This window comes from Pseudomonas sp. EL_65y_Pfl2_R95, from assembly GCF_963971045.1.
In the GTDB taxonomy this organism is placed as follows: Bacteria; Pseudomonadota; Gammaproteobacteria; order Pseudomonadales; family Pseudomonadaceae; genus Aquipseudomonas.
The window spans coordinates 54,929-73,309 of the sequence record NZ_CAXAOV010000002.1; the positions used below are offsets into that span (position 1 = coordinate 54,929).

Consider the following 18,381-nt stretch of genomic DNA (forward strand, 5'->3'; position numbering starts at 1 on the left):
GGTTTTGACATGCTGGATCACATTTTTCTGTCGATAAGCGATATTGCGCGCTCAATACGTTTCTACGAAACGACCCTGACACCGCTGGGTATCACCGCGCGCCTGGACTACAACGGCAAGGATGGCCCCGCTGGACATCCTGATCTTAAAGGCTTCGGCGCCAATGGCCGGATGTTCTTCTGGCTACGCGAGGGCGTAGTGGAGGGCCGAGCAGTTCACATTGGTTTCGTGGCCAGCAGCAAGGCCGAGGTCGAGGCTGCGTATGCCGCCGCTATGAGCCAGGGCGCTGTCGACAATGGCGCACCGGGTGCCCGGATGCATTACGACCCGAACTACTACGCCGCGAATGTCCTCGACCCGGATGGTTACAGTCTGGAATTTGTTTACAAGAATTGGCAGCACGTGAAATGAATAAATTAATGATCTACGGCGCTACAGGTTACACCGGTCGGATGGCCGCTGAGCGCGCAAAAGCACTGGGCTTGAATTTCGAAATAGCCGGGCGCAATGCTGACCGGCTGGCGGTTCTTGCGGCGCAATTGGGTGTGGCTTACCGAGTATTCATACCTGATTCTGAGGCAGTGCAGGCGTTGCACGGCATAGACGTGCTGGTGAACTTCGCGGGTCCTTTCGCGCAAACTGCCGAGCCTCTGATGCGAGCCTGTATCCAGGCTGGCGTCGATTACCTGGACATCACCGCCGAGATCAATGTTTATCGGCTCGCAGAACGACTGGGTTCTCAAGCTGCTGGGACGGGCGTGATGCTGTTGCCCGGCGTCGGTTGGGACGTAGTGCCGACAGACTGCCTAGCCATGCATGTTGCTCAGCGGGTTTTGAACCCCAATGCACTAAGTATTGCCCTGCAGGTTCCCGGTTCGATGTCCCGTGGTTCGGCGATGAGCGTCAGTGAAATCATCGGCGCAGGCTTGTTGGCGAGGGTCAACGGTAAGCTCATTGCGACGCCTGATGCGCAAGCACGGCAGTTTGATTTCGGCGACGGGGCGGTGAATTGCCTGCCGCTGTCTTTCGGTGATCTGGTGACAGGTTGGCATTCGACAGTCATCCCCAATATCGAGATGTTTGTGCATATCGCTGACGATGCGTTTCCGGAGGGAGACCTGTCGCTGTTACCTGATGGTCCCAGTGCTGAGGAGCGAGATGCCCATCGGGCTCGCGCGGTGGTAGAGGTCACATCGGCGCAAGGCAGCGTCGCGCGATCCATGATCGAGACAATGAACGGGTATACATACACGCCGTTGGCGGCCATTGAAGCAGCGCGCCGTGTATTGCGCGGTGAGCGAAAGCCCGGTTTTGTAACACCTGCGCGCATCTTCGGTGGCGACTTCGCCGAAAGCATTGCCGGGACGACGATTACTGATTTCTAAATCATCCGCACTGTAACGGCAGTGCATGGTTGCTCAAGAGCCTGCAGCGACATCGTTCGCCGCGAGCTCAAGGGAAATCAGTTTGCCGGCAAGCTGAGCCACCTCCATTAAGCGCTTAGGAGTCATACCGCTGCACGCCGCAGCCGACATCCCACGCATCGTGATTATCAGATAGTCAGCCAGTGCTTGCGCGGAGCCTGGACAAACGTGGTCAAGGTAACCACGAAGCGCTTGAATACCGGCCTCGCCAATTGTCTCGGCCATGTTTCGGGCGACAGGATCGTCTGCGCGCATGCCCTCCGTGATCAGACATCCACGCAACAAACTGTCTTGCCCATACTGCTTCGCGGCGGCAACCAGCAGCGAGGTTAGGGCTTCTGCGGCAGGCAGATCCGATGCCAGCAGTTTGTCCACGGGCAGCGCGTTTTCAGCAGCATAGCGATGCATCGCCCGCTCGAACAGCGCAGCCTTGCTGCCATAGGCAGCGTAGAAGCTTGGAGGTTTTATGCTCATTGCCTCCGTCAGGTCGGACAGGCTGACCGCATCAAAACCATGTTGATGAAACAGTGCCTGTGCAATGGCTACACCTTGCTCGCGGTCGAACGCGGGTCGGCGCTGCCGGGGTCTATCGTTCATAAGCTATCTCGCGTAGTCGATTCAAAGACTCTAACGATCTGTGGGGACCGGATCAATTGCGATCAGGAATTTATTTAGTGATAACTATATATTGCGAGTGAACGCAGCCGTATGTAGTATTCACTACATACTTACTCGCTGAGGCATTTTCCATGCAATTCAAAAACAAAGTTGTGCTTGTAACCGGTGGATCTTCTGGTCTTGGTTTCGCGATTGCGAAAGCGTTCGCCAGTCAGGGCGCCATTGTAATCATCACAGGACGCCGGCAGTATCAACTCAATGTAGCCACTGGGATGTTGGGTCAGAAAAGCTCTGGCTTCCGGATGGATATCTCAAATGGTGTTGAGCTTGCTGAGCTATTTAGCCATATCCGCGAGATCCACGGTCGTATTGATGTGCTAATCGCCAACGCGGGAACAGGCTTAGTCGAGCCCCTGGGAGCAATAACTGAATCAGGCTTTGATAACTTATTCGCGACCAACGTCAAGGGCACGACCTTTACCGTTCAGGGAGCTCTCCCGTTGATGGGTAAAGGGGGTAGCGTAGTCATTATCGGCTCTACTGCTTCATTCAATCCCGGTGCCGGCCTAGGTGTCTACGGAGCCACCAAGGCAGCGTTACGAGCGCTCGTGCGCAGCTGGATTCTGGACATAAAGGGCTCCGGCGTGCGTATAAACTTGCTGAGTCCTGGCCCAGTGAATACCCAGTCCCTCCACGATGTGCTTGGCGAGAATGCGGAGCAAGTGATCAATGCCTTCAGCGAGAAGAGCACGCTCGGCCGCATTGGTGAGGCGCACGAGATCGGTGAGGCTGCACTGTTCTTAGGGAGCGATGCATCGAGCTATATTAACGGCATCGAGCTATTCGCAGACGGCGGCGCATCTCAGGTTTAAATGGGCTTGGAGCGACCAAACCTGTTAAGGAAGGCCTGAGCAACCTGCCGATCAATCGGCGAATTACGGAGTTAACTGATGAGCGACTTTGCTTACTCGACGATAGATCATGTCGGTATCGGTGTTTCGGATATCTCGCATGCGCAAACTTTCTATGATCAAGCGCTGAGGCCGTTAGGGATTAGCTTGTTAATGAGGATTGAGGCCGACCCTCCCGTCTCAACGCCGCGGCGGCTCGGATTCGGTTATAAAGGAAAGCCATTTATCTGGTTGCACGCCGCCTCCCTTCCGAGCTACGGGGCACACATGGCACTGATTGCGCAAAGTCGCGAGGCTGTCGATGCTTTCTATGCAGCAGCAATAGCCGCTGGAGGACAAGACAATGGGAAGCCGGGTATCAGGCCGCATTATCACTCCAGTTATTATGCGGCTTATGTGCTCGCACCTGACGGGGTTAACCTAGAAGCTGTTTGCCAGCAACCGGCTTAATACCTAGTCTCGCACCTTTCCCAACTGGTTCATTACCAGGACAGGCGGTCATTAACGCTGTCGTCATTTTTCAGTTGGGCAGCCAGAAAACCAGGACAGATATTGAGAAAGCGCAGTAGTCAATTTTCAGAAAGCGGCTAACGTGACTTGAACGTTTGGCCCAATCGCGGTCGGCCTTTCGGATCGAAATTAGTCGCGTTGCTAATGGCTGCTTGTGGCCGACTCCTGCTTGTCGTCACCGGCAGAGAACGGCCGAGGCCGTGTAAAAACGTTTTTGAGCGGTTACAGGTACTCAAACCAAGACTTGAAATCGTGCGTCTACGCGAAAACTCTATTTGCTGACTTGCCGATAAATTCCAAATTTAACGTAGGCTCACACACTTCAATTTTGGTGAAGCGTTTTTACACACTCTGGGCCAGAAGCGGCCCTTCGGCAGATGTTAGAGGCGATTTAACACCATGCACTCAAATACGATTCACTATTGGATACCATTGAAACCGTTACTCGGATGGCAAGGATGCAGCTAAAGTGCCGGAGCACACGCGGGCGCGTCCGGCTTGTTTGGCTCGGTAAAGCTGCCTGTCTGCTTCCTCTACCAGCGCCTGTGGCTCGATAGCATGGTGTGCCGTTATAGCGGCAACACCTAGTGAAACTGTCACTATCTTTCCGATTTCAGACCCTAGATGCTCAAGCGAGAGCGCCTCTACATTGGCCTGCATACGTTCGGCAATCTGTACGGCATCACTCAGTGGGGTATTAGGCAGCACACAGGCAAACTCTTCACCACCATAGCGCGCGAGCAAATCGTGCGGGCGCTTGATCACGTCACTCAGGGCTTTTGCTACAGCCTGCAAACAGGAATCGCCTTGCAGATGCCCATAATGGTCGTTGTAACGTTTGAAGTAATCGACATCAATCATGATCACGGCCAACGATCTCTGTTCACGTCGGCACTGCCGCCAGCTGAGCGCAAGCGCCTCATCAAACCTGCGCCGGTTGGCCACACCGGTCAGGCCATCAAGCAACCCAAATGAGCGCAAGGTGTCACTCTGCCGTTTAAGCGTGAGGTGTGTATTGACCCGCGCTTTGACAATAATCGGGTTGATCGGTTTGACGATGAAATCGACTGCGCCGAGCTCCAAACCGTGCACCTCATCCGCCTCGTCCCCTTTAGCGGTTACGAAGATGATGGGGATATCATGGGTTTGCGGGTCTGCTTTCAGGCGACGGCACACCTCGTGGCCATCCAGCCCGTCCATGCACACGTCGAGAAGCACCAGATCGGGTGATACCGTTCGGCATAACTGCAGGGCTTGCTCACCGCTGGTGGCCATGAAGACTTCACATGCTTCACGGAATAGCTCATGCAGCACCAGGATATTAACGCGCTGGTCATCAACCAAAAGCAGCTTGGGCTTTGTCTGTGAGACTTTTTGCCAGTGTTGCATCGATAACTCCTCAGAGCGAATTCAATAGTTCCTGCCCGGTCAGCACAGACGTAGCAAAATCCAAGGATTTCACCTGATCAACAAATAGGTCGAACTGGGCGCGAAACTCTTGCGGTGTCAGTTCCTGCAGCGCTTCGCTGCGCTCCATGGCCTGCATATTGCCCGCTTCCAGCAGTTGCAAAATATCCGTTAATTTCTCACACCATTCCCCCTTAGGCAGAACACCAGAGCCCTGGCTAGCGGGGGCTTTACTCGGTGGCAGCTCAAACGCAGCTCTTAATGCCTCATCACTCGCAACCAACAACCCATGCAGCGTTTCAACAAACGAACCGTCCGCCAGTAACTGTGCAGTACTCGCTTCATCCTCGTGCAGCAAACGCTGCTCAAGCTCACCCGCCAACTGTGAAAGCGCCCGCGCCCCCATGGTACCACTGCTGCCTTTGATGGCATGCAGCACGGCGGCGGCTCCGGCTGCATTGCCTTGCTCGACCTGCTCCTGCAGGCGTGCAAGTTGCTTCGCCTGTTCCGGGGCGAAACTGCCAAGCACATTGCGAATCAACTGATGATTGCCGCCAAAGCGTTGATTAATCGAGGCAGTGGACTCCACCGCCGAGTCCTGCGGCTCGGTTTGTATCCGTGCTACTGGCTCAGCCCCCGTACGCCCAGTATGGCGCAATAACGTGGCGACCATTTTTTCCAGATCAATGGGTTTACCAAGATGGTCATCCATACCTGCCGCTAAACAAGCCTGCTCGTCCGCGCTCGAAGCATTGGCGGTCATGGCAATGATTTTCACCACTCCTCTCTTAGCATCTAAGCGAATCCTTCGGGTGGCTTCCAGGCCGTCGATATCAGGCATTTGGATATCCATCAGCACCGCATCAAACGCCTTGTCGCACTCGGTGGCCTGTTGCACGCCTTCTAGTCCGCCCTCAGCGAGCGTGACCTCAGCGCCCTCGCCTTGGAGCAGTTCAAAGGCCACTTGGCGGTTGAGCATATTGTCTTCTACCACCAGCAAGTGAAGGCCAGTCAAGCGCTTAGGCTGCGCGGCGCGAAGGCTGGCAACCGATGTCTGAGGTGCCTCTTCGCCGATAAGTACCCGCTGGATTGTATCGGCTAACTGCAGGGGGGTTATCGGCTTGCTAAGGAAACCCGCAAAAGGCGCATCACCCGCCTGCTGTGCATCAGACAACACCTCACGCCCATAGGCTGTAATCATGATGACCATAGGGGCATGCTGCCCCTGATTCTGCTGGCGAATCAGGCGTGCGGCGCTCAAGCCGTCCATGCTTGGCATGCGCCAGTCCATCAGAATCACGTCATAACCCTGACCGGCAGCGTGCATCTGTTGCACCCGTTCCACTGCCTGCTGGCCATCCAACACCAGGTCAGCCTGCCAGCCTAATGCCTGTGCCATGCGCACTAGCAGATAGCCCGCCACTTCATTGTCATCCGCCACTAGCAAGCGCATCGGCTGATCAGCACCAGGACAAAGGGCGCGTAATAGCTGCGCCTCATCTATACCCAAGCTAATGTCAAACCAGAAACGGCTGCCGACACCCACTTCACTGCTGACCTGCAACTCACCGCCCATCAGGTTGATCAAGCGCTTGGAGATTACCAACCCCAACCCCGTGCCGCCGAAACGCCGAGTGGTAGAAGCCTCTGCCTGGGTGAAGCCATCGAAAATACGCTGAAGCTGATCAGGGCTGATGCCGATACCGGTATCAGTGACCTCAATGCGAACCTGTACTTCATCGCCACGCCTCTGCAGCTGCTCGGTTCTGACAACCACTTGGCCTTGCTGGGTGAATTTGAGCGCATTGCCCGCCAGGTTGATCAACACCTGCTGTAAACGCTGGCTATCGCCAAATAATGCATTCGGCAGCTGGGGGTCCAAGTCAAACATGACCTCGACATCTTTGCCGCCCTGATTGCCTGACAGAATCACAGCCAATTCACGCATCAAAGGTTCTAACTCAAAGGCATGTGCATCAAGCAGCAACTTGCCAGCTTCGATCTTGGAGTAATCGAGAATATCGTTGAGCAACCCTAACAGTGATTTTGCCGCGATCTCGGCCTTGCTTACGTAGTCCAGTTGGCGCGCATTCAGTTCGGTGTTCTGCACTAGGTGCAGCATGCCCAGCACTGCATTCATGGGGGTGCGGATTTCGTGGCTCATATTGGCTAGGAAGGATGACTTGGCTGCACTGGAGGCATCAGCCTGTTCCTTGGCATCCAGCAGGCGCGATTCCAGTTGACGCTGCGCGGTGATATCGCGATTGATCCCAGTCACCCGCAGCGCTACACCATTAGCATCGCGCTCCACCTGAGCGCCGGCTAGCACGATGCACTCGCTACCATCAGGGCGCAAGACGCGAAAAACGGGGTCATACACTGTGCCTGCTGCGACCGCCTGACTCAGCATGTTCGCGGCCATCTCAACATCGTCCGGGTGCACGCGAGAATGCCAATGCTCATAACTCAAGCCCGTTTCACGCAGGCTGAGGGGCTGGCCATACATCTCGAACATCCGGTCGTTCCAGCTCAGGGTGTTGTCCGCCAAGGTCCAGGACCAGATACCCAACTCGGCCACATCAGCGGCCATCAACAGTTGATCGCGGGCCGAGACAAACGCGCTTTCAGAGGTCTTACGCTCCGTCAGGTCAACGGCAATACCTAGATATCCGGTACATTGCTCCTGCTCATCGCGCATGGCCGTGACTGCGAGGGAAACCGGCAGGCACGAGCCGTCTTTACGCACATAGGTCCACTCTCGGGTTTCCGCACCCTCAAGCTCTGCCTTGTGCACAAATACCCGGAAGCCCTCAATCGCCTGCTCATACTGCGCCGACAACTCAACTGAGCGCTCAGCCACTTCTTCAACCAGATGGAAGCTGGCCGGGGTGTCTTTGTCGACCAATTCCGCTGCGCGATAACCCAGCATCCGCTCGGCACCGGTATTAAAAATACGGATAAGCCCGTCTCGGTCAGTGGCAATAATGGCCACCTCGGAAGCCGAACTCAGCACATTCCCGAGCACTAGATTGAGCCGACGAAGCTCAGCAGTACGCTCAGTAACCTGAGCCTCTAGGCTGCTGTTGAGTTCGTGAATTCTTTCCTCGGCAGCAACTTGTTGCGAAATATCCCGAACCGTTATGGAAGCGCCCGTAACCCCTCCACTGGAGTTGCGGATGGGTGACACCGTGACTGAGACAGGAATCAGCTGTTGGTTTTTATGTTGGCGTAGGGTGTTAAAGCTGGCTACCTGTTTACCTTCCCGAATAGTGGCCAACATCACTGACTCTTCGGCCTGCAGGTTCGCTGGCACCACCAAGTCAACAATGCGCCGGCCGACGGCCTCTTCGGCACTGTAACCAAATAGCGCCTCAGCGCCTTTATTCCAGCTAGTGACAACGCCACCGAGGTCTTTGCCGATGATGCCATCAACCGAACTCTCAACAATGGCCGCCAGTTTCTTCTGCTCGGCGATGATTTGCTGTTGCCGTGTGCGATTGACACCTAGCACGCCGACCAGGCTTGCCAACAACACCGAGAGCAATAGCCCGGCGCTCACTACCAGTAAGGGCGAAAGCTGATGCAGTTTGCTAATGAACAGAGGGTTCGCGACGAGCTGCAGTTGCCAGCGCCGGCCGTACACATCCCGCTCGGCAGTATGGGAAAACACACTGTCCTGTGAGCCGTCATCTGCCGACTGATAAAACACGACAGTGTCAGCGGGGTTGGTGATATCACGCAATACAAGGCTGACGGCCTGCTCCGGCGGCCGTATGCCTTTTAGTACTTCATCAGTAATAAGCGGTGCATAGCTCCAGCCAAAGCCTTGCGCTTCTCGTGCCTCGACCGTGTCAGGGGTAAAACCGCCCCGGTAGATCGGCATAAGAATCAGAAAAGACTGCAACGGTTTACCAATGCTCTGCACCAGAGTGATAGGCCCGGAAATACGCACCTCGCCGCTGCGCATGGCGGCAAGTGCGGCCTGTTTGCGGTTGGCCTCAGAGGCGATATCCAGGCCAACAGCGGCCTTATTGCGCTCCACTTCGCTGATGTACTGGATGACATAGCGCTCTGAGGCATGGGGCGCCAGTTCGCGAATAGTAAAATCAGGCCACCCATCAGCCCGCGCCATGGCTAAAAACTGCGCCTCATCTTGTCGCGCCACCCGGCGGATGAAACCAAAACCGCGCGCACCGGGAAACTCCACATCAACATTACGGGTAATACTGTACCGTTCAAAGCTCTCACGGCTGATGGCGCTTTCGCTCATGGTCTGAATCGCACCGCGCGCGCCGCGTAGACCGTACTGGTAAAGCTTGATGCGGTTTGCTACTGCATCAGCGGTGGTTTCGGCAACAGCGGCTACAGCCTCTTCAGCCTGCTGGTGATTGAAACGAGCAACACCGAGGCCGGCAGTAAGACTGATGATTACACCGACCAGCAGGCTGATGCTGACCCAGCGATTGGCGAGCAGCATGGCGATTTTTTTGTTTATCCGCATGGCATCTCAACTGCAAAAACAATCAATAGGTAAAGGCGGCATTTAACGACCACAGCATCTCGACTACCCCCAAAGGCATGACCTACATATTTATAGGTATCAACACCAATGGACGCTGAGGTGCTTGGCGTTATCGAGAGGGTTATATGATTTTCATGCCCCCGGAATCGAGTAGAGCACAGAACTGATTAAACGGCACGGGACGAGCGTACAGGTAGCCTTGCATGATCTGGCAACCATAGCGTTGCAAGGCGTCAGCCTGCTCTTGAGTTTCTACACCCTCTGCTACCAGTTCCAGATCGAGTGCCTGGGACAGCTTGATAATAGCTTCAATAATCGCCGCATCGCTCTTATCAACCAACATGTCACGCACAAAGCTCTGGTCGATCTTCAACACATCAACCGGGAAGCGCTTGAGATACGCCAGGCTGGAGTAGCCCGTTCCAAAATCATCGATCGCAATGCGTATGCCTTGTTTGCGCAATGCCAAGAGCACGTTCTGGGTGTTTCGCACGTCCCTTGCCAACACCCCTTCGGTAATTTCCAACTCTAGAAACTTAGGCAATAACCGCGACTCAAGCAGGATGTCTTGCACCATCTGCAAGAATGATTCTTCAAGAAATTGCACGGCTGAGATATTCACGCTGACCACAACAGGCATGCCCTGCTCGATAAGCATCTGGGCATCCAGGCAGGCCTGGCGCAGGACGTATTTGCCAATCGGAATGATCAGGCCGGTGGCCTCGGCCAGCGGAATAAACTCAGGAGGAGAGATCAGGCTGCCATCTTTATTGCGCCAGCGGATAAGGGCTTCCATGCCCACCACTACGGCATCTTTGGCTAACACCTTGGCTTGGTAGAACACTTCAAAAGCGCCCTCTCCCAGGGCGCTACGCATATGCTGTTCGAGTAAGTGCCGGCCACGGGTGCTGTTCTCGATATCGGCGGAAAAAAAGCGAAACCGATTGCGCCCATCGAGTTTGGCTTGGTACATGGCGGCATCGGCATGGCGGTACAGCGACTCCACATCCTCACTGTCATCTGGGAAAAGGCTGATACCAATGCTCGCATTGAGCTCGTAGCGACCCCCTTGCAGCACGAATGGTTCAGCAATGGTTTCCAGAATTCGTTCGGCAAAATTGCCCACCAGCTCAAAACTACTCACCTCTGGCAGCAGGATGATGAACTCATCACCGCCCTGGCGACTGACCGTATCCAAGGCGCGGGCAGCCTGTACCAAGCGCACAGCCACCTCTTTGAGCAGGGCATCACCGGTTGAATGGCCAACTGAATCATTAATACTTTTGAAGTTATCCAGATCCAGCAGCAACATCGCGACCCGAACTTCGCTGCGCCGCGCTTTTTGCAAGGCCTGGTCGGTACGATCCTGTAGCAGCGTGCGGTTTGGCAGCCCAGTCAGGCCATCGTGGTTGGCGAGTTTCTTGGCCGCACTGCGCAAGGCCAAGTGCGCCTTGATATGCGCTCTGGCCAATGGGAAGTTGAGTGGTTTGCTAATGAAATGAATGCCGCCATACTCCAGCGCGCGCAGTTCGTTGTCGGTCTGCGCATGCGAGGTGACGAAGATGACTGCCGCATCGCACAGTTTAGGGTCGGCTTTCAGGGCCTTGCACACGGCAAAGCCATTCATGCCTGACATTTCGATATCGAGTAGCACCAGATCGGGTTTGCATTGCCGGGCCAGCGCCAGTGCTGAAGGGCCATCATTGGCTATGTGCACGTCACCTAGGTCACGTATCGCCTCACTCAGAGCAAGCGCGTCCGTGGTTTGATCCTCGACGATCAAGATAACCGACTCTACGTTAATCCCTTTACTACGCATGTGCGGCCTCTGGCAGTTCTATTGTACTCAATGTTCAACCAGCCTAGCTCAGTCTTGGACCGGCTCGCAGCTGCTGCGCCTTGGTCAAAGCTTCACGCAAGGCCTGCAAGGCGCATTAACCGATCAACGGTAACAGGTGGTTCGTTGTTGTTTATGGCGGTGGCGATACGCATCACGACCTGATCACGACGCACCTGGGTCTGGGGCAATGCATAAACAGCGCCTATCAGTTCTCGCAAAACCCTTGGCACGCCCCAGCGGGATTTCAGTTTGATTGCAAAGGGGGCTGCGAAGTCGCTGAGCGCTTGCATCAGTAGCAGCTCATCCAGCTCATTACCTAGGTCTTCCCATTTTTGCACTTGATAGATCACACACAGCTCACCAATGCAATGCAACAGTGCGGCTGTTTGTAACGGGGCTGGCTCCAGGCCACATTGCTTGGCTAACGCAGATACTCGCTCGGCCAAACGGGCGGCACTGTCCAAGTGATCTTGCATCAATACCGAGAGCATAAGATTGCCCTGGATACAGCACTGTTTTAATGCAAAGCCCATTGCCAGGTTTACGCTGGTGCGTGCCCCCAAACGCCGCAGTGCGTCATTCAAACTGATGCATTGCGCACCCTGGCTGATGTAAGCGGCACTGTTGGAGACCGCAATCAGATGCGCACACAGAGCGGGGTCACTCTGCCAATCGCCTGCCAACTCGCGCAGATCAAGTGCCTCCCCACGGTAGCCAAGCTGAAGCTTCTCTTTCACGGTTTCTAGCATGGGTAAGTCAAGATTATCGTCGGTCAGCCCATTCAAATAGACGCTGAACGCCTCTTGATGGATGTCGGCCGTAGGTAATAGATCAAGCGGAGGGAGTAGCCCCTCAATAAATTTCACGACATGGGGGACATCAAATGGTTTGGTAATAAATGCACTAATTCCTAGTGGTCTGATCTCCATTACGCTCTGCCGATCAGCGCGTCCGGTAATCATCACCAAGGGCGTGGCACGATCCTGCTCACGAATTTTTTGCAACATGTGAATTCCGGAGTCGTCCGGTAAATTCCAGTCAGCCAGTACCAGTGCATAGCTCACCTGCTGCCAAGAAGCCAAAGCGCTTTGAACATCGCCAAAGCAATTGACTTGAACACCAGGCCGGACGGTCAGAACGATCTGCTTCAACAAATCGGCTATCCATGGGTCATCATCAACAACCATGACATGCATTTGTCGCTCCCAAGCTCTGCAAATCCACAGAGAGTTATATCACATGAGACTCTTTGGCCTATTAAGCTTGACTCGGAGCAGATGGCTCTTTTGGCTTGCGAAGCCAAAGTGCACTCAGCAATACACCAATAGCAAGGTCTAGGGTTATTTGCGGTTTGATTGACCAACCGCTTATCTGTCGCGAAATCACAGCGAGCATCACAGACAAATACAACCGGTACGCATAAGTGCGGATGTAGAGTCTGCCTGTGACTCAGACGGTGTATCGCCTAGGATTTTCTATACGCTCAGTGACCGCAATTGGCCGGAAGCGACGGCCTAGCTTCGACCGCCGCTACGCATGGTTAGACCTCAGTCTGCTCCGCCATTTGCAATGCGTCGTGGGATTCATGGCTTATCCTCCATATGTGGAAGGATAATGATGGACTCGCGTTAGTAACTGTTGCTAAGCGGCCTAAAACTGTTATCGGACATGTAAAGCCTCAGGGAGAATTCACTATGTCCTCGCCATCATCGAGGTGAGCGCAACTCTGTTGCGGTGTGCAGGTTCACATCGACTTGGTGATACGGTATCGAGATCCCCTCTTGCTCTAAAGCGAGAAGCATCCGCGTTAATATCTCGCCTCGCAGCCCCACCCAAGTACTGATATCTCGCGTCCATGCTCGAACTGAAAAATTCAGTGCGCTATCCCCATAACCGGTCATGACTACCGTAGTCTCAGGCAGCTCAGCAACACCCGGCGTCCCACGCACAGCCGCACTCAGCACGGCCATGACCTTCGCGGGATCTGACCCATAGGCAACGCCTACGGAAATTTCGATGCGTCGACTGTGATCGAACATCGTCCAGTTGGTCAGGTTGCCGCTGAGCAAAAGTCCGTTGGGTACTACCACGTCAGCGCCGTCGAATGTGCGAATGGTCGTGGCACGCAGGCCTATCTCGCGCACCGTCCCCGAGCTGCCAGCTGCCAGCTGCATCGACTATGTCGCCAGGTTGGATTGGCCGCTCAAACATAAGCACCAAGCCCGAGACGAAGTTGTTCACCACATTTTGCAGCCCGAATCCGATACCAACACTTAACGCGCCAAAGACCAGCGCCAGTTGACTGACCTTAAAGCCAGCCGCCGATAGCGCCAGCAGCAGGCCAAGCATCAAAACGGCGTAATAGCTTAAAGACGCAATGCTATTGCCTACTCCCCGCGGTAATCGAGCATGGTTCGGCAGTTCACCACGAAGAAAACGGCGTACCGCACGAGCAACCCACAGCGACAGCCATACAGACAGCAGGAACACTAGCAAGTCACCAAGATCAATGGATACTTCGCCCACTTCGATGCCGAAGTCCAGTACCGTCTCAGTCAAACTGTGCAGCGGCCGCAGGACCCGAAACTGATCCATGCTGTACAGCATCCAGCTTAGCGATGCTCCAAAAACCAATAGCCGCGTAAAACCCGACTGCAACCCTGTTTGATACTTGCGCACAAAATAACGTTGGGCAAGCTCCGGTTGCGCCAATACGGCCCGGAACAACTCCGAGCAGACAGCTACGCTGGCATAGAGCAGCAAGGCCATGTAGCCGCTATCAATAACGCCACTTGTCAGCGTCTCGGCCACTGAAACGTTGCCAAAGACATTAGCGACAAACGCCACGGCCAACAGGATGGAGGCGGACCATCCGATCGGGCGAATGGCTCGTTGTAAGTGATTTTGCGGGGCTGGTACGGCGTTGGTAGTCCGGCGAAGTAGCCAAAGCGTGAGCCCAAAAGCTAGACCGTTGATGATCAACAGATACAACCTGTAAATGCCGTTATCACCCACGATGGCAACACCGAGGCGATCAAATCCATACAACACAACGGCAACATACGGCCAGATACCTAACACGCGGAAAGTGGCAGCGGGTAGCAATCGAAGCAATGGCACCAGCGCTATCAACAGAGCGAGCTCCTGCGACAATAGCGGCACATCGGGCTCCAACACCAGAACTCCAAGCACCGACAGAAGCAACCATGCGGAGAAAGGCCGACGCAATGGACCGCTGACTTTCCTAGGTTCAGCCATTAATGTCGGCGAATGTCGGCTTCGCACGACCAACCAGAGAATCAGGGGCAGTAAAAGAAACTGCACCACCTTTAATGCCTGCTGATTGCGGGTACTGGCCGCGTTGTAATCAACCGCAAATTGCGACTCTATGTCTAAACGATCACTGATGTCGGTCCATGCGGAGTGACTACCATTATTGAGTTCGAGCCCCTTCCATATGGGCGGCGCATCAACTTGCAGTAACCTACGATCTAATTCATCGAGTGCAGCAGCCACGGCATTTTCGCCGCCTTGGATATTCGCGTTGAGCTCACTCGCGCGATGTAACAGCTCAAATTGCCGAGTTAGCGCATTATCGAGGGCTGGCTCCACGGCATCAATCTCCGTGAGTACGTTATCGATGCGGGTGAGAAGAACAGACGGCAGGTTGTCCTGCAGGCCTTCGGTGCGAGTAGCCGCCCAGACCGCACGGCGCTGAGCCAAGACAAGGGCACTGTTTGAATAGGGGGCGAATGCAACGCGGGCTTGAGCCTGCCAGCGCTCTAAGAGCCGAGCATTGAACTTCCAGTGCCGCGCTAGGCTTTCGAGGCGCATGGCGGAGAACTCATGCAAGACATCATTTCCCACAGCCTGTTGCTGGATGAGAGCCGGAGGGGCAATGTCATTGAGCTTGCGACTCAATTGCTCGACAGGATCTGGCGCCAGTAACAGCCGTTTTGCCCAGTCCACACGCTGTTGATCCTCGTCTGCGCGACCGAGAATATCTGCTACCGCAATTGCGCTAGCTTTCGTTGACGCTGTGTTGGATACCATCAGGCTTGTTGGTAAGGACTCAGAATCGGCGAAAGCGACTAAGGGCAGCAGAACGGCGGCTTTCAACAGGCGCACTGCCCAAGGGACAATATGAACTCCTATCTCAAACATCGCTCGATTCGTCCTTGGTTCGAAATTATTTTTTCGAGTCGTAATCAATTAAAAATGTGAGGTTTCCATGAGAAAGCTAGCGTAAAAAATGCCTTTGCGCAGTTTAATAATACTCGGCTAGCTATATTCGACTAATCAAACTGCAATAGGTAACACACCACATCTGAATTAGGTTGGACTGACTACGCCGCAAAAATCTTCAACCCCCCCAGAGGTTGAGGTTTCACCGGTAAGCCTTACTCGCTGCGTCGAACGCGCGAATCGCGTCGCCATCGCCATCGCCATCGCCATCGCCGAGTATGACCCCAAGCTCTCCCTGGGCGGGCTGATCGGCAGCGCAACATCGGTGTCCAATGGTGCCAGTCAGGCCGCCGGCGTGCTGGGTTTGCGCTGGCGGCTGTTCGATTTTGGCCGAATCGACGCGTAAATCACTGCAATTTCGCACTTGATCCATGGTGGCCACGTTCGCGTTGTCACACCCGACGACAGCCACCCTGACCGACGGTGAAGGTTCAGACCATCAACCGTCTTTGAGCACCGACTGATATTCCTTAACCAGCAACGCAAACAACTCAGCGGCCGGCAATGCCCGCGCCAGTGCTGCGCCCTGCCCCGCCCAGTAGGCGGCAAACTCCAGGTTACCGGCCGCCGCAGCTGCGGCGATCAGCTGTTTGCCTGCGTCATAGCCGATACCAAACCCCGGCACGGCTGGATGCCCAGCGGCGCCAACCTCGCGCATAAAACGGTTAACCATGCCCCGCGCAGGACGTCCCGAGATCACGGTAGTGACTTGCGTGGACTGGGCGCGATCACTGCCGAGCATGCTTCTGTAGCCAGCATTTGCCGCGCTCTCGGGACACAACACAAAAGCCGTACCCAACTGCGCCGCACTGGCGCCCAGTGCCATGACTGAGGCGATACCGGCACCATCCATGATCCCGCCTGCCGCAACCACCGGCAGTCGGGTGTGCGTCGCCAGCAAACGTACTAACGCCGTGGTGCCGATCGCTTGATCCTGCTCTGGATTAAACACCCCACGATGGCCGCCGGCTTCGATACCTTGGGCGACCACCACATCGATACCCGCTTCTTGCACCAACAGACCTTCTTCAAGGGTTGTGGCCGAGGCAAACAAGGTAATGCCCGCGGCTTTCAGCGCATCAATGCGTGATTGCGGCGGTAACCCCAAGTGAAAACTCACCACCGCCGGCCGCTCAGCCAACAGCACCTGAAGCTGTTCATCGTTGCTGCAAAAGCTGCTGTATATATCCTTCAACGCCGTCGGCGCTGCCGCACCAAACTCAGCAAAATAAGGGGTTAAATGCTTGATCCACGCCTGCTCAACCCCTGCGTTTGCCGGGCTCGGCTGGTGACAGAAAACATTCACATTGAATGGCCGCGATGTCAGTGCGCGGGTCTCAGCAATCATCCTTTGCCCGGTGCTGGCATCAACGGCGGCAATCGCGATTGATCCCAATCCCCCTGCGTTACTGACCTGCGCGGCCAGCTGTGCCGTTGAGGTGCCCGCCATGGGCGCCTGAATGATCGGATGATCGATACCTAATCGTTGGGTCAGTGTTGTCATTGTGCCCCCTATGAATTTAATGCAGATGCCAGTGCCCGGGCACTGGCGCCCTCAAGCGTGGTGTGCGATCAGCGCTAAGCGTCAGGCTTCAAGCGCGCTGGCCGGACCAAAAAACTCATAATGGCATTGATCGTTTGGCACGCCCATATCGCTCAGGTGCTTTTTGACTTGGGCCATAAAGGGTTTTGGTCCTAAAAAGTAGGCATCCAAGTCCACATTCTCTGGCAGCCACTGGGCCAATTGCTCCAGACTGAGATAGCCCTTGGCATCACTCTCATCCTCTGCAGCGGGCTCGCTGTAACAGAAGAACCGTTGCAACTGAGGATGGGCAGCGACCTGGCTGTCGATCCAGTCTTTGAACGCGTGCACTGCACCGTTACGCGCACAGTGAATAAAGTGAATCGGCCTGCCACTGGCTTTTGCCGCATCGAGCATCGCCAATGCCGGGGTAATGCCCACGCCTGCGGTAATCAGTGCGAGTGGCTTTTGCGACTCACGCAAAACGAACTCACCAGCCGGTGCAAACAGTTCGATCTCATCGCCTTCATGCACATGGTCGTGCAAATGATTAGACACCTTGCCCTGTGGCTCGCGCTTGACGCTGATGCGATACGTCTGGCCATTGCTCAAGGCTGACAACGAATAATTACGCCGTACCTCTTCGCCATCAATGTTCAACACCATGCAGATGTATTGACCGGGCTGATGAGCCAACACCGCACCGCCATCGGCCGGCTCCAGGTAAAACGAGGTTATTTCATCGCTCTCCACAACCCTGCGCGCCACCTTAAAGCTGCGGCGTCCACGCCAGCCACCAGCCGCTTGTTCATTGTGGCTGTAGGCACTTTCTTCGGCGTTAATCAAAATTTCGGCCAGTTGGCCATAGGCTTGCGCCCACGCTTCAATCACTTGATCAGTCGCCACCTCTGCACCCAAGACTTCGCGGATCGCCTGCAATAGGCAAGTGCCGACGATTGGGTAATGCTCCGGCAAGATATTCAATGACACATGCTTGCTGACAATCTGGCCAACCAATGGGCCCAGCGCCTCAAGACGATCGATGTGCTTGGCGTACATCAATACACCATTGGCCAGCGCACGCTGCTGCTCCCCGCTGGCCTGATGCGTTTGATTGAACAAAGATCGCACCTGCGGATACTCGGTAAACATCAATGCGTAGAAATGCCGGGTAAGCGCCTCTCCACCGGTTTCAAGCAAGGGCACTGTCGATTTAACGATTGCGCGCTGTTCTGGCGTCATTCTGGCATTTCCTTGAGTAAAGTATACAAAGTGGTCGGCGTTGAAGCCGCGTGATAAGGTTCAACTACCGTTAACCAATCACTTTTCATGCCAGAATATTTATTCAATAAAATCAGTATCTTGAAATATAAGTAGTCTTT

General features: G+C 54.9%; 13 protein-coding genes and 1 pseudogene. 5 read left to right on the plus strand and 9 right to left on the minus strand.

Annotation, left to right across the window (positions count from 1 at the left end; all coding sequences use genetic code 11):
- Window positions 1–9: 9 nt before the first annotated feature.
- Complete coding sequence (locus AACY09_RS08020; RefSeq protein ID WP_339487166.1) at window positions 10–411, plus strand: VOC family protein; 402 nt, start codon at window positions 10–12, stop codon at window positions 409–411.
- On the plus strand, window positions 408–1,385 hold the full coding sequence (locus tag AACY09_RS08025; RefSeq protein ID WP_339487167.1) for a saccharopine dehydrogenase family protein: 978 nt from the start codon (window positions 408–410) through the stop codon (window positions 1,383–1,385). The genes AACY09_RS08020 and AACY09_RS08025 overlap by 4 nt, the downstream gene beginning before the upstream one ends.
- Window positions 1,386–1,418: 33 nt before the next feature.
- Here AACY09_RS08025 and AACY09_RS08030 read toward each other — a convergent pair whose 3' ends face one another.
- Window positions 1,419–2,021, minus strand: a complete 603-nt coding sequence (locus AACY09_RS08030) for a TetR/AcrR family transcriptional regulator (RefSeq protein WP_339487168.1) — start codon at window positions 2,019–2,021, stop codon at window positions 1,419–1,421.
- Window positions 2,022–2,173: 152 nt separating this feature from the next.
- On the opposite strand from AACY09_RS08030, the gene AACY09_RS08035 reads away from it, so the two are divergent.
- On the plus strand, window positions 2,174–2,914 hold the full coding sequence (locus AACY09_RS08035; protein WP_339487170.1) for an SDR family NAD(P)-dependent oxidoreductase: 741 nt from the start codon (window positions 2,174–2,176) through the stop codon (window positions 2,912–2,914).
- Window positions 2,915–2,992: 78 nt separating this feature from the next.
- On the plus strand, window positions 2,993–3,403 hold the full coding sequence (locus AACY09_RS08040) for a VOC family protein (RefSeq protein ID WP_339487171.1): 411 nt from the start codon (window positions 2,993–2,995) through the stop codon (window positions 3,401–3,403).
- A gap of 501 nt (window positions 3,404–3,904) precedes the next feature.
- Here AACY09_RS08040 and AACY09_RS08045 read toward each other — a convergent pair.
- The 6 genes from AACY09_RS08045 to AACY09_RS08075 all read right to left on the minus strand — a co-directional run bounded on the left by AACY09_RS08045 (window position 3,905) and on the right by AACY09_RS08075 (window position 15,351).
- Window positions 3,905–4,852 carry a diguanylate cyclase domain-containing protein gene (locus AACY09_RS08045; protein ID WP_339487173.1) on the minus strand — a complete coding sequence of 316 codons (948 nt, stop codon included), beginning with the start codon at window positions 4,850–4,852 and terminating at the stop codon, window positions 3,905–3,907.
- Window positions 4,853–4,862: 10 nt separating this feature from the next.
- Entirely contained in the window at window positions 4,863–9,365 is a 4,503-nt protein-coding gene (locus AACY09_RS08050) for a PAS domain S-box protein (protein ID WP_445323810.1), read from the minus strand.
- 148 nt (window positions 9,366–9,513) lie between these two features.
- Window positions 9,514–11,211 carry a two-component system response regulator gene (locus tag AACY09_RS08055; protein WP_339487177.1) on the minus strand — a complete coding sequence of 566 codons (1,698 nt, stop codon included), beginning with the start codon at window positions 11,209–11,211 and terminating at the stop codon, window positions 9,514–9,516.
- A gap of 92 nt (window positions 11,212–11,303) precedes the next feature.
- Window positions 11,304–12,428 (minus strand): response regulator, encoded by a 1,125-nt coding sequence (locus tag AACY09_RS08060; RefSeq protein ID WP_339487179.1) that lies wholly within the window; start codon window positions 12,426–12,428, stop codon window positions 11,304–11,306.
- Between the two features lie 510 nt (window positions 12,429–12,938).
- Window positions 12,939–13,406, minus strand: coding sequence for a mechanosensitive ion channel family protein (locus AACY09_RS08070; RefSeq protein WP_339487181.1), 468 nt, complete (start codon window positions 13,404–13,406; stop codon window positions 12,939–12,941).
- Window positions 13,324–15,351, minus strand: a complete 2,028-nt coding sequence (locus AACY09_RS08075) for a mechanosensitive ion channel family protein (protein WP_339487182.1) — start codon at window positions 15,349–15,351, stop codon at window positions 13,324–13,326. The genes AACY09_RS08070 and AACY09_RS08075 overlap by 83 nt, the downstream gene beginning before the upstream one ends.
- 322 nt (window positions 15,352–15,673) lie before the next feature.
- Between AACY09_RS08075 and AACY09_RS08080 the strand changes: the two are divergent.
- Window positions 15,674–15,820, plus strand: a pseudogene (locus tag AACY09_RS08080) (TolC family protein); the annotation flags it as partial.
- A 96-nt stretch (window positions 15,821–15,916) separates the two neighbouring features.
- On the opposite strand, the gene AACY09_RS08085 reads toward AACY09_RS08080, so the two are convergent.
- Both AACY09_RS08085 and hmpA read right to left on the minus strand, forming a co-directional pair.
- Window positions 15,917–16,981: an NAD(P)H-dependent flavin oxidoreductase gene (locus AACY09_RS08085; RefSeq protein ID WP_339487183.1), complete on the minus strand. Its 1,065-nt coding sequence runs from the start codon at window positions 16,979–16,981 to the stop codon at window positions 15,917–15,919.
- A gap of 81 nt (window positions 16,982–17,062) precedes the next feature.
- Window positions 17,063–18,241 (minus strand): NO-inducible flavohemoprotein, encoded by a 1,179-nt coding sequence (gene hmpA / locus AACY09_RS08090; protein WP_339487184.1) that lies wholly within the window; start codon window positions 18,239–18,241, stop codon window positions 17,063–17,065.
- Window positions 18,242–18,381 lie beyond the last annotated feature (140 nt).

Bases quoted from the DNA above. Each gene is read 5' to 3' on its own strand.
- AACY09_RS08020 (WP_339487166.1), top strand. From the start codon at position 10: ATGCTGGATCACATTTTTCTGTCGATAAGCGATATTGCGCGCTCAATA.
- AACY09_RS08025 (WP_339487167.1), top strand. From the start codon at position 408: ATGAATAAATTAATGATCTACGGCGCTACAGGTTACACCGGTCGGATG.
- AACY09_RS08030 (WP_339487168.1), bottom strand. From the start codon at position 2,021: ATGAACGATAGACCCCGGCAGCGCCGACCCGCGTTCGACCGCGAGCAA.
- AACY09_RS08035 (WP_339487170.1), top strand. From the start codon at position 2,174: ATGCAATTCAAAAACAAAGTTGTGCTTGTAACCGGTGGATCTTCTGGT.
- AACY09_RS08040 (WP_339487171.1), top strand. From the start codon at position 2,993: ATGAGCGACTTTGCTTACTCGACGATAGATCATGTCGGTATCGGTGTT.
- AACY09_RS08045 (WP_339487173.1), bottom strand. From the start codon at position 4,852: ATGCAACACTGGCAAAAAGTCTCACAGACAAAGCCCAAGCTGCTTTTG.
- AACY09_RS08055 (WP_339487177.1), bottom strand. From the start codon at position 11,211: ATGCGTAGTAAAGGGATTAACGTAGAGTCGGTTATCTTGATCGTCGAG.
- AACY09_RS08060 (WP_339487179.1), bottom strand. From the start codon at position 12,428: ATGCATGTCATGGTTGTTGATGATGACCCATGGATAGCCGATTTGTTG.
- AACY09_RS08070 (WP_339487181.1), bottom strand. From the start codon at position 13,406: ATGCAGCTGGCAGCTGGCAGCTCGGGGACGGTGCGCGAGATAGGCCTG.
- AACY09_RS08085 (WP_339487183.1), bottom strand. From the start codon at position 16,981: ATGACAACACTGACCCAACGATTAGGTATCGATCATCCGATCATTCAG.
- hmpA (WP_339487184.1), bottom strand. From the start codon at position 18,241: ATGACGCCAGAACAGCGCGCAATCGTTAAATCGACAGTGCCCTTGCTT.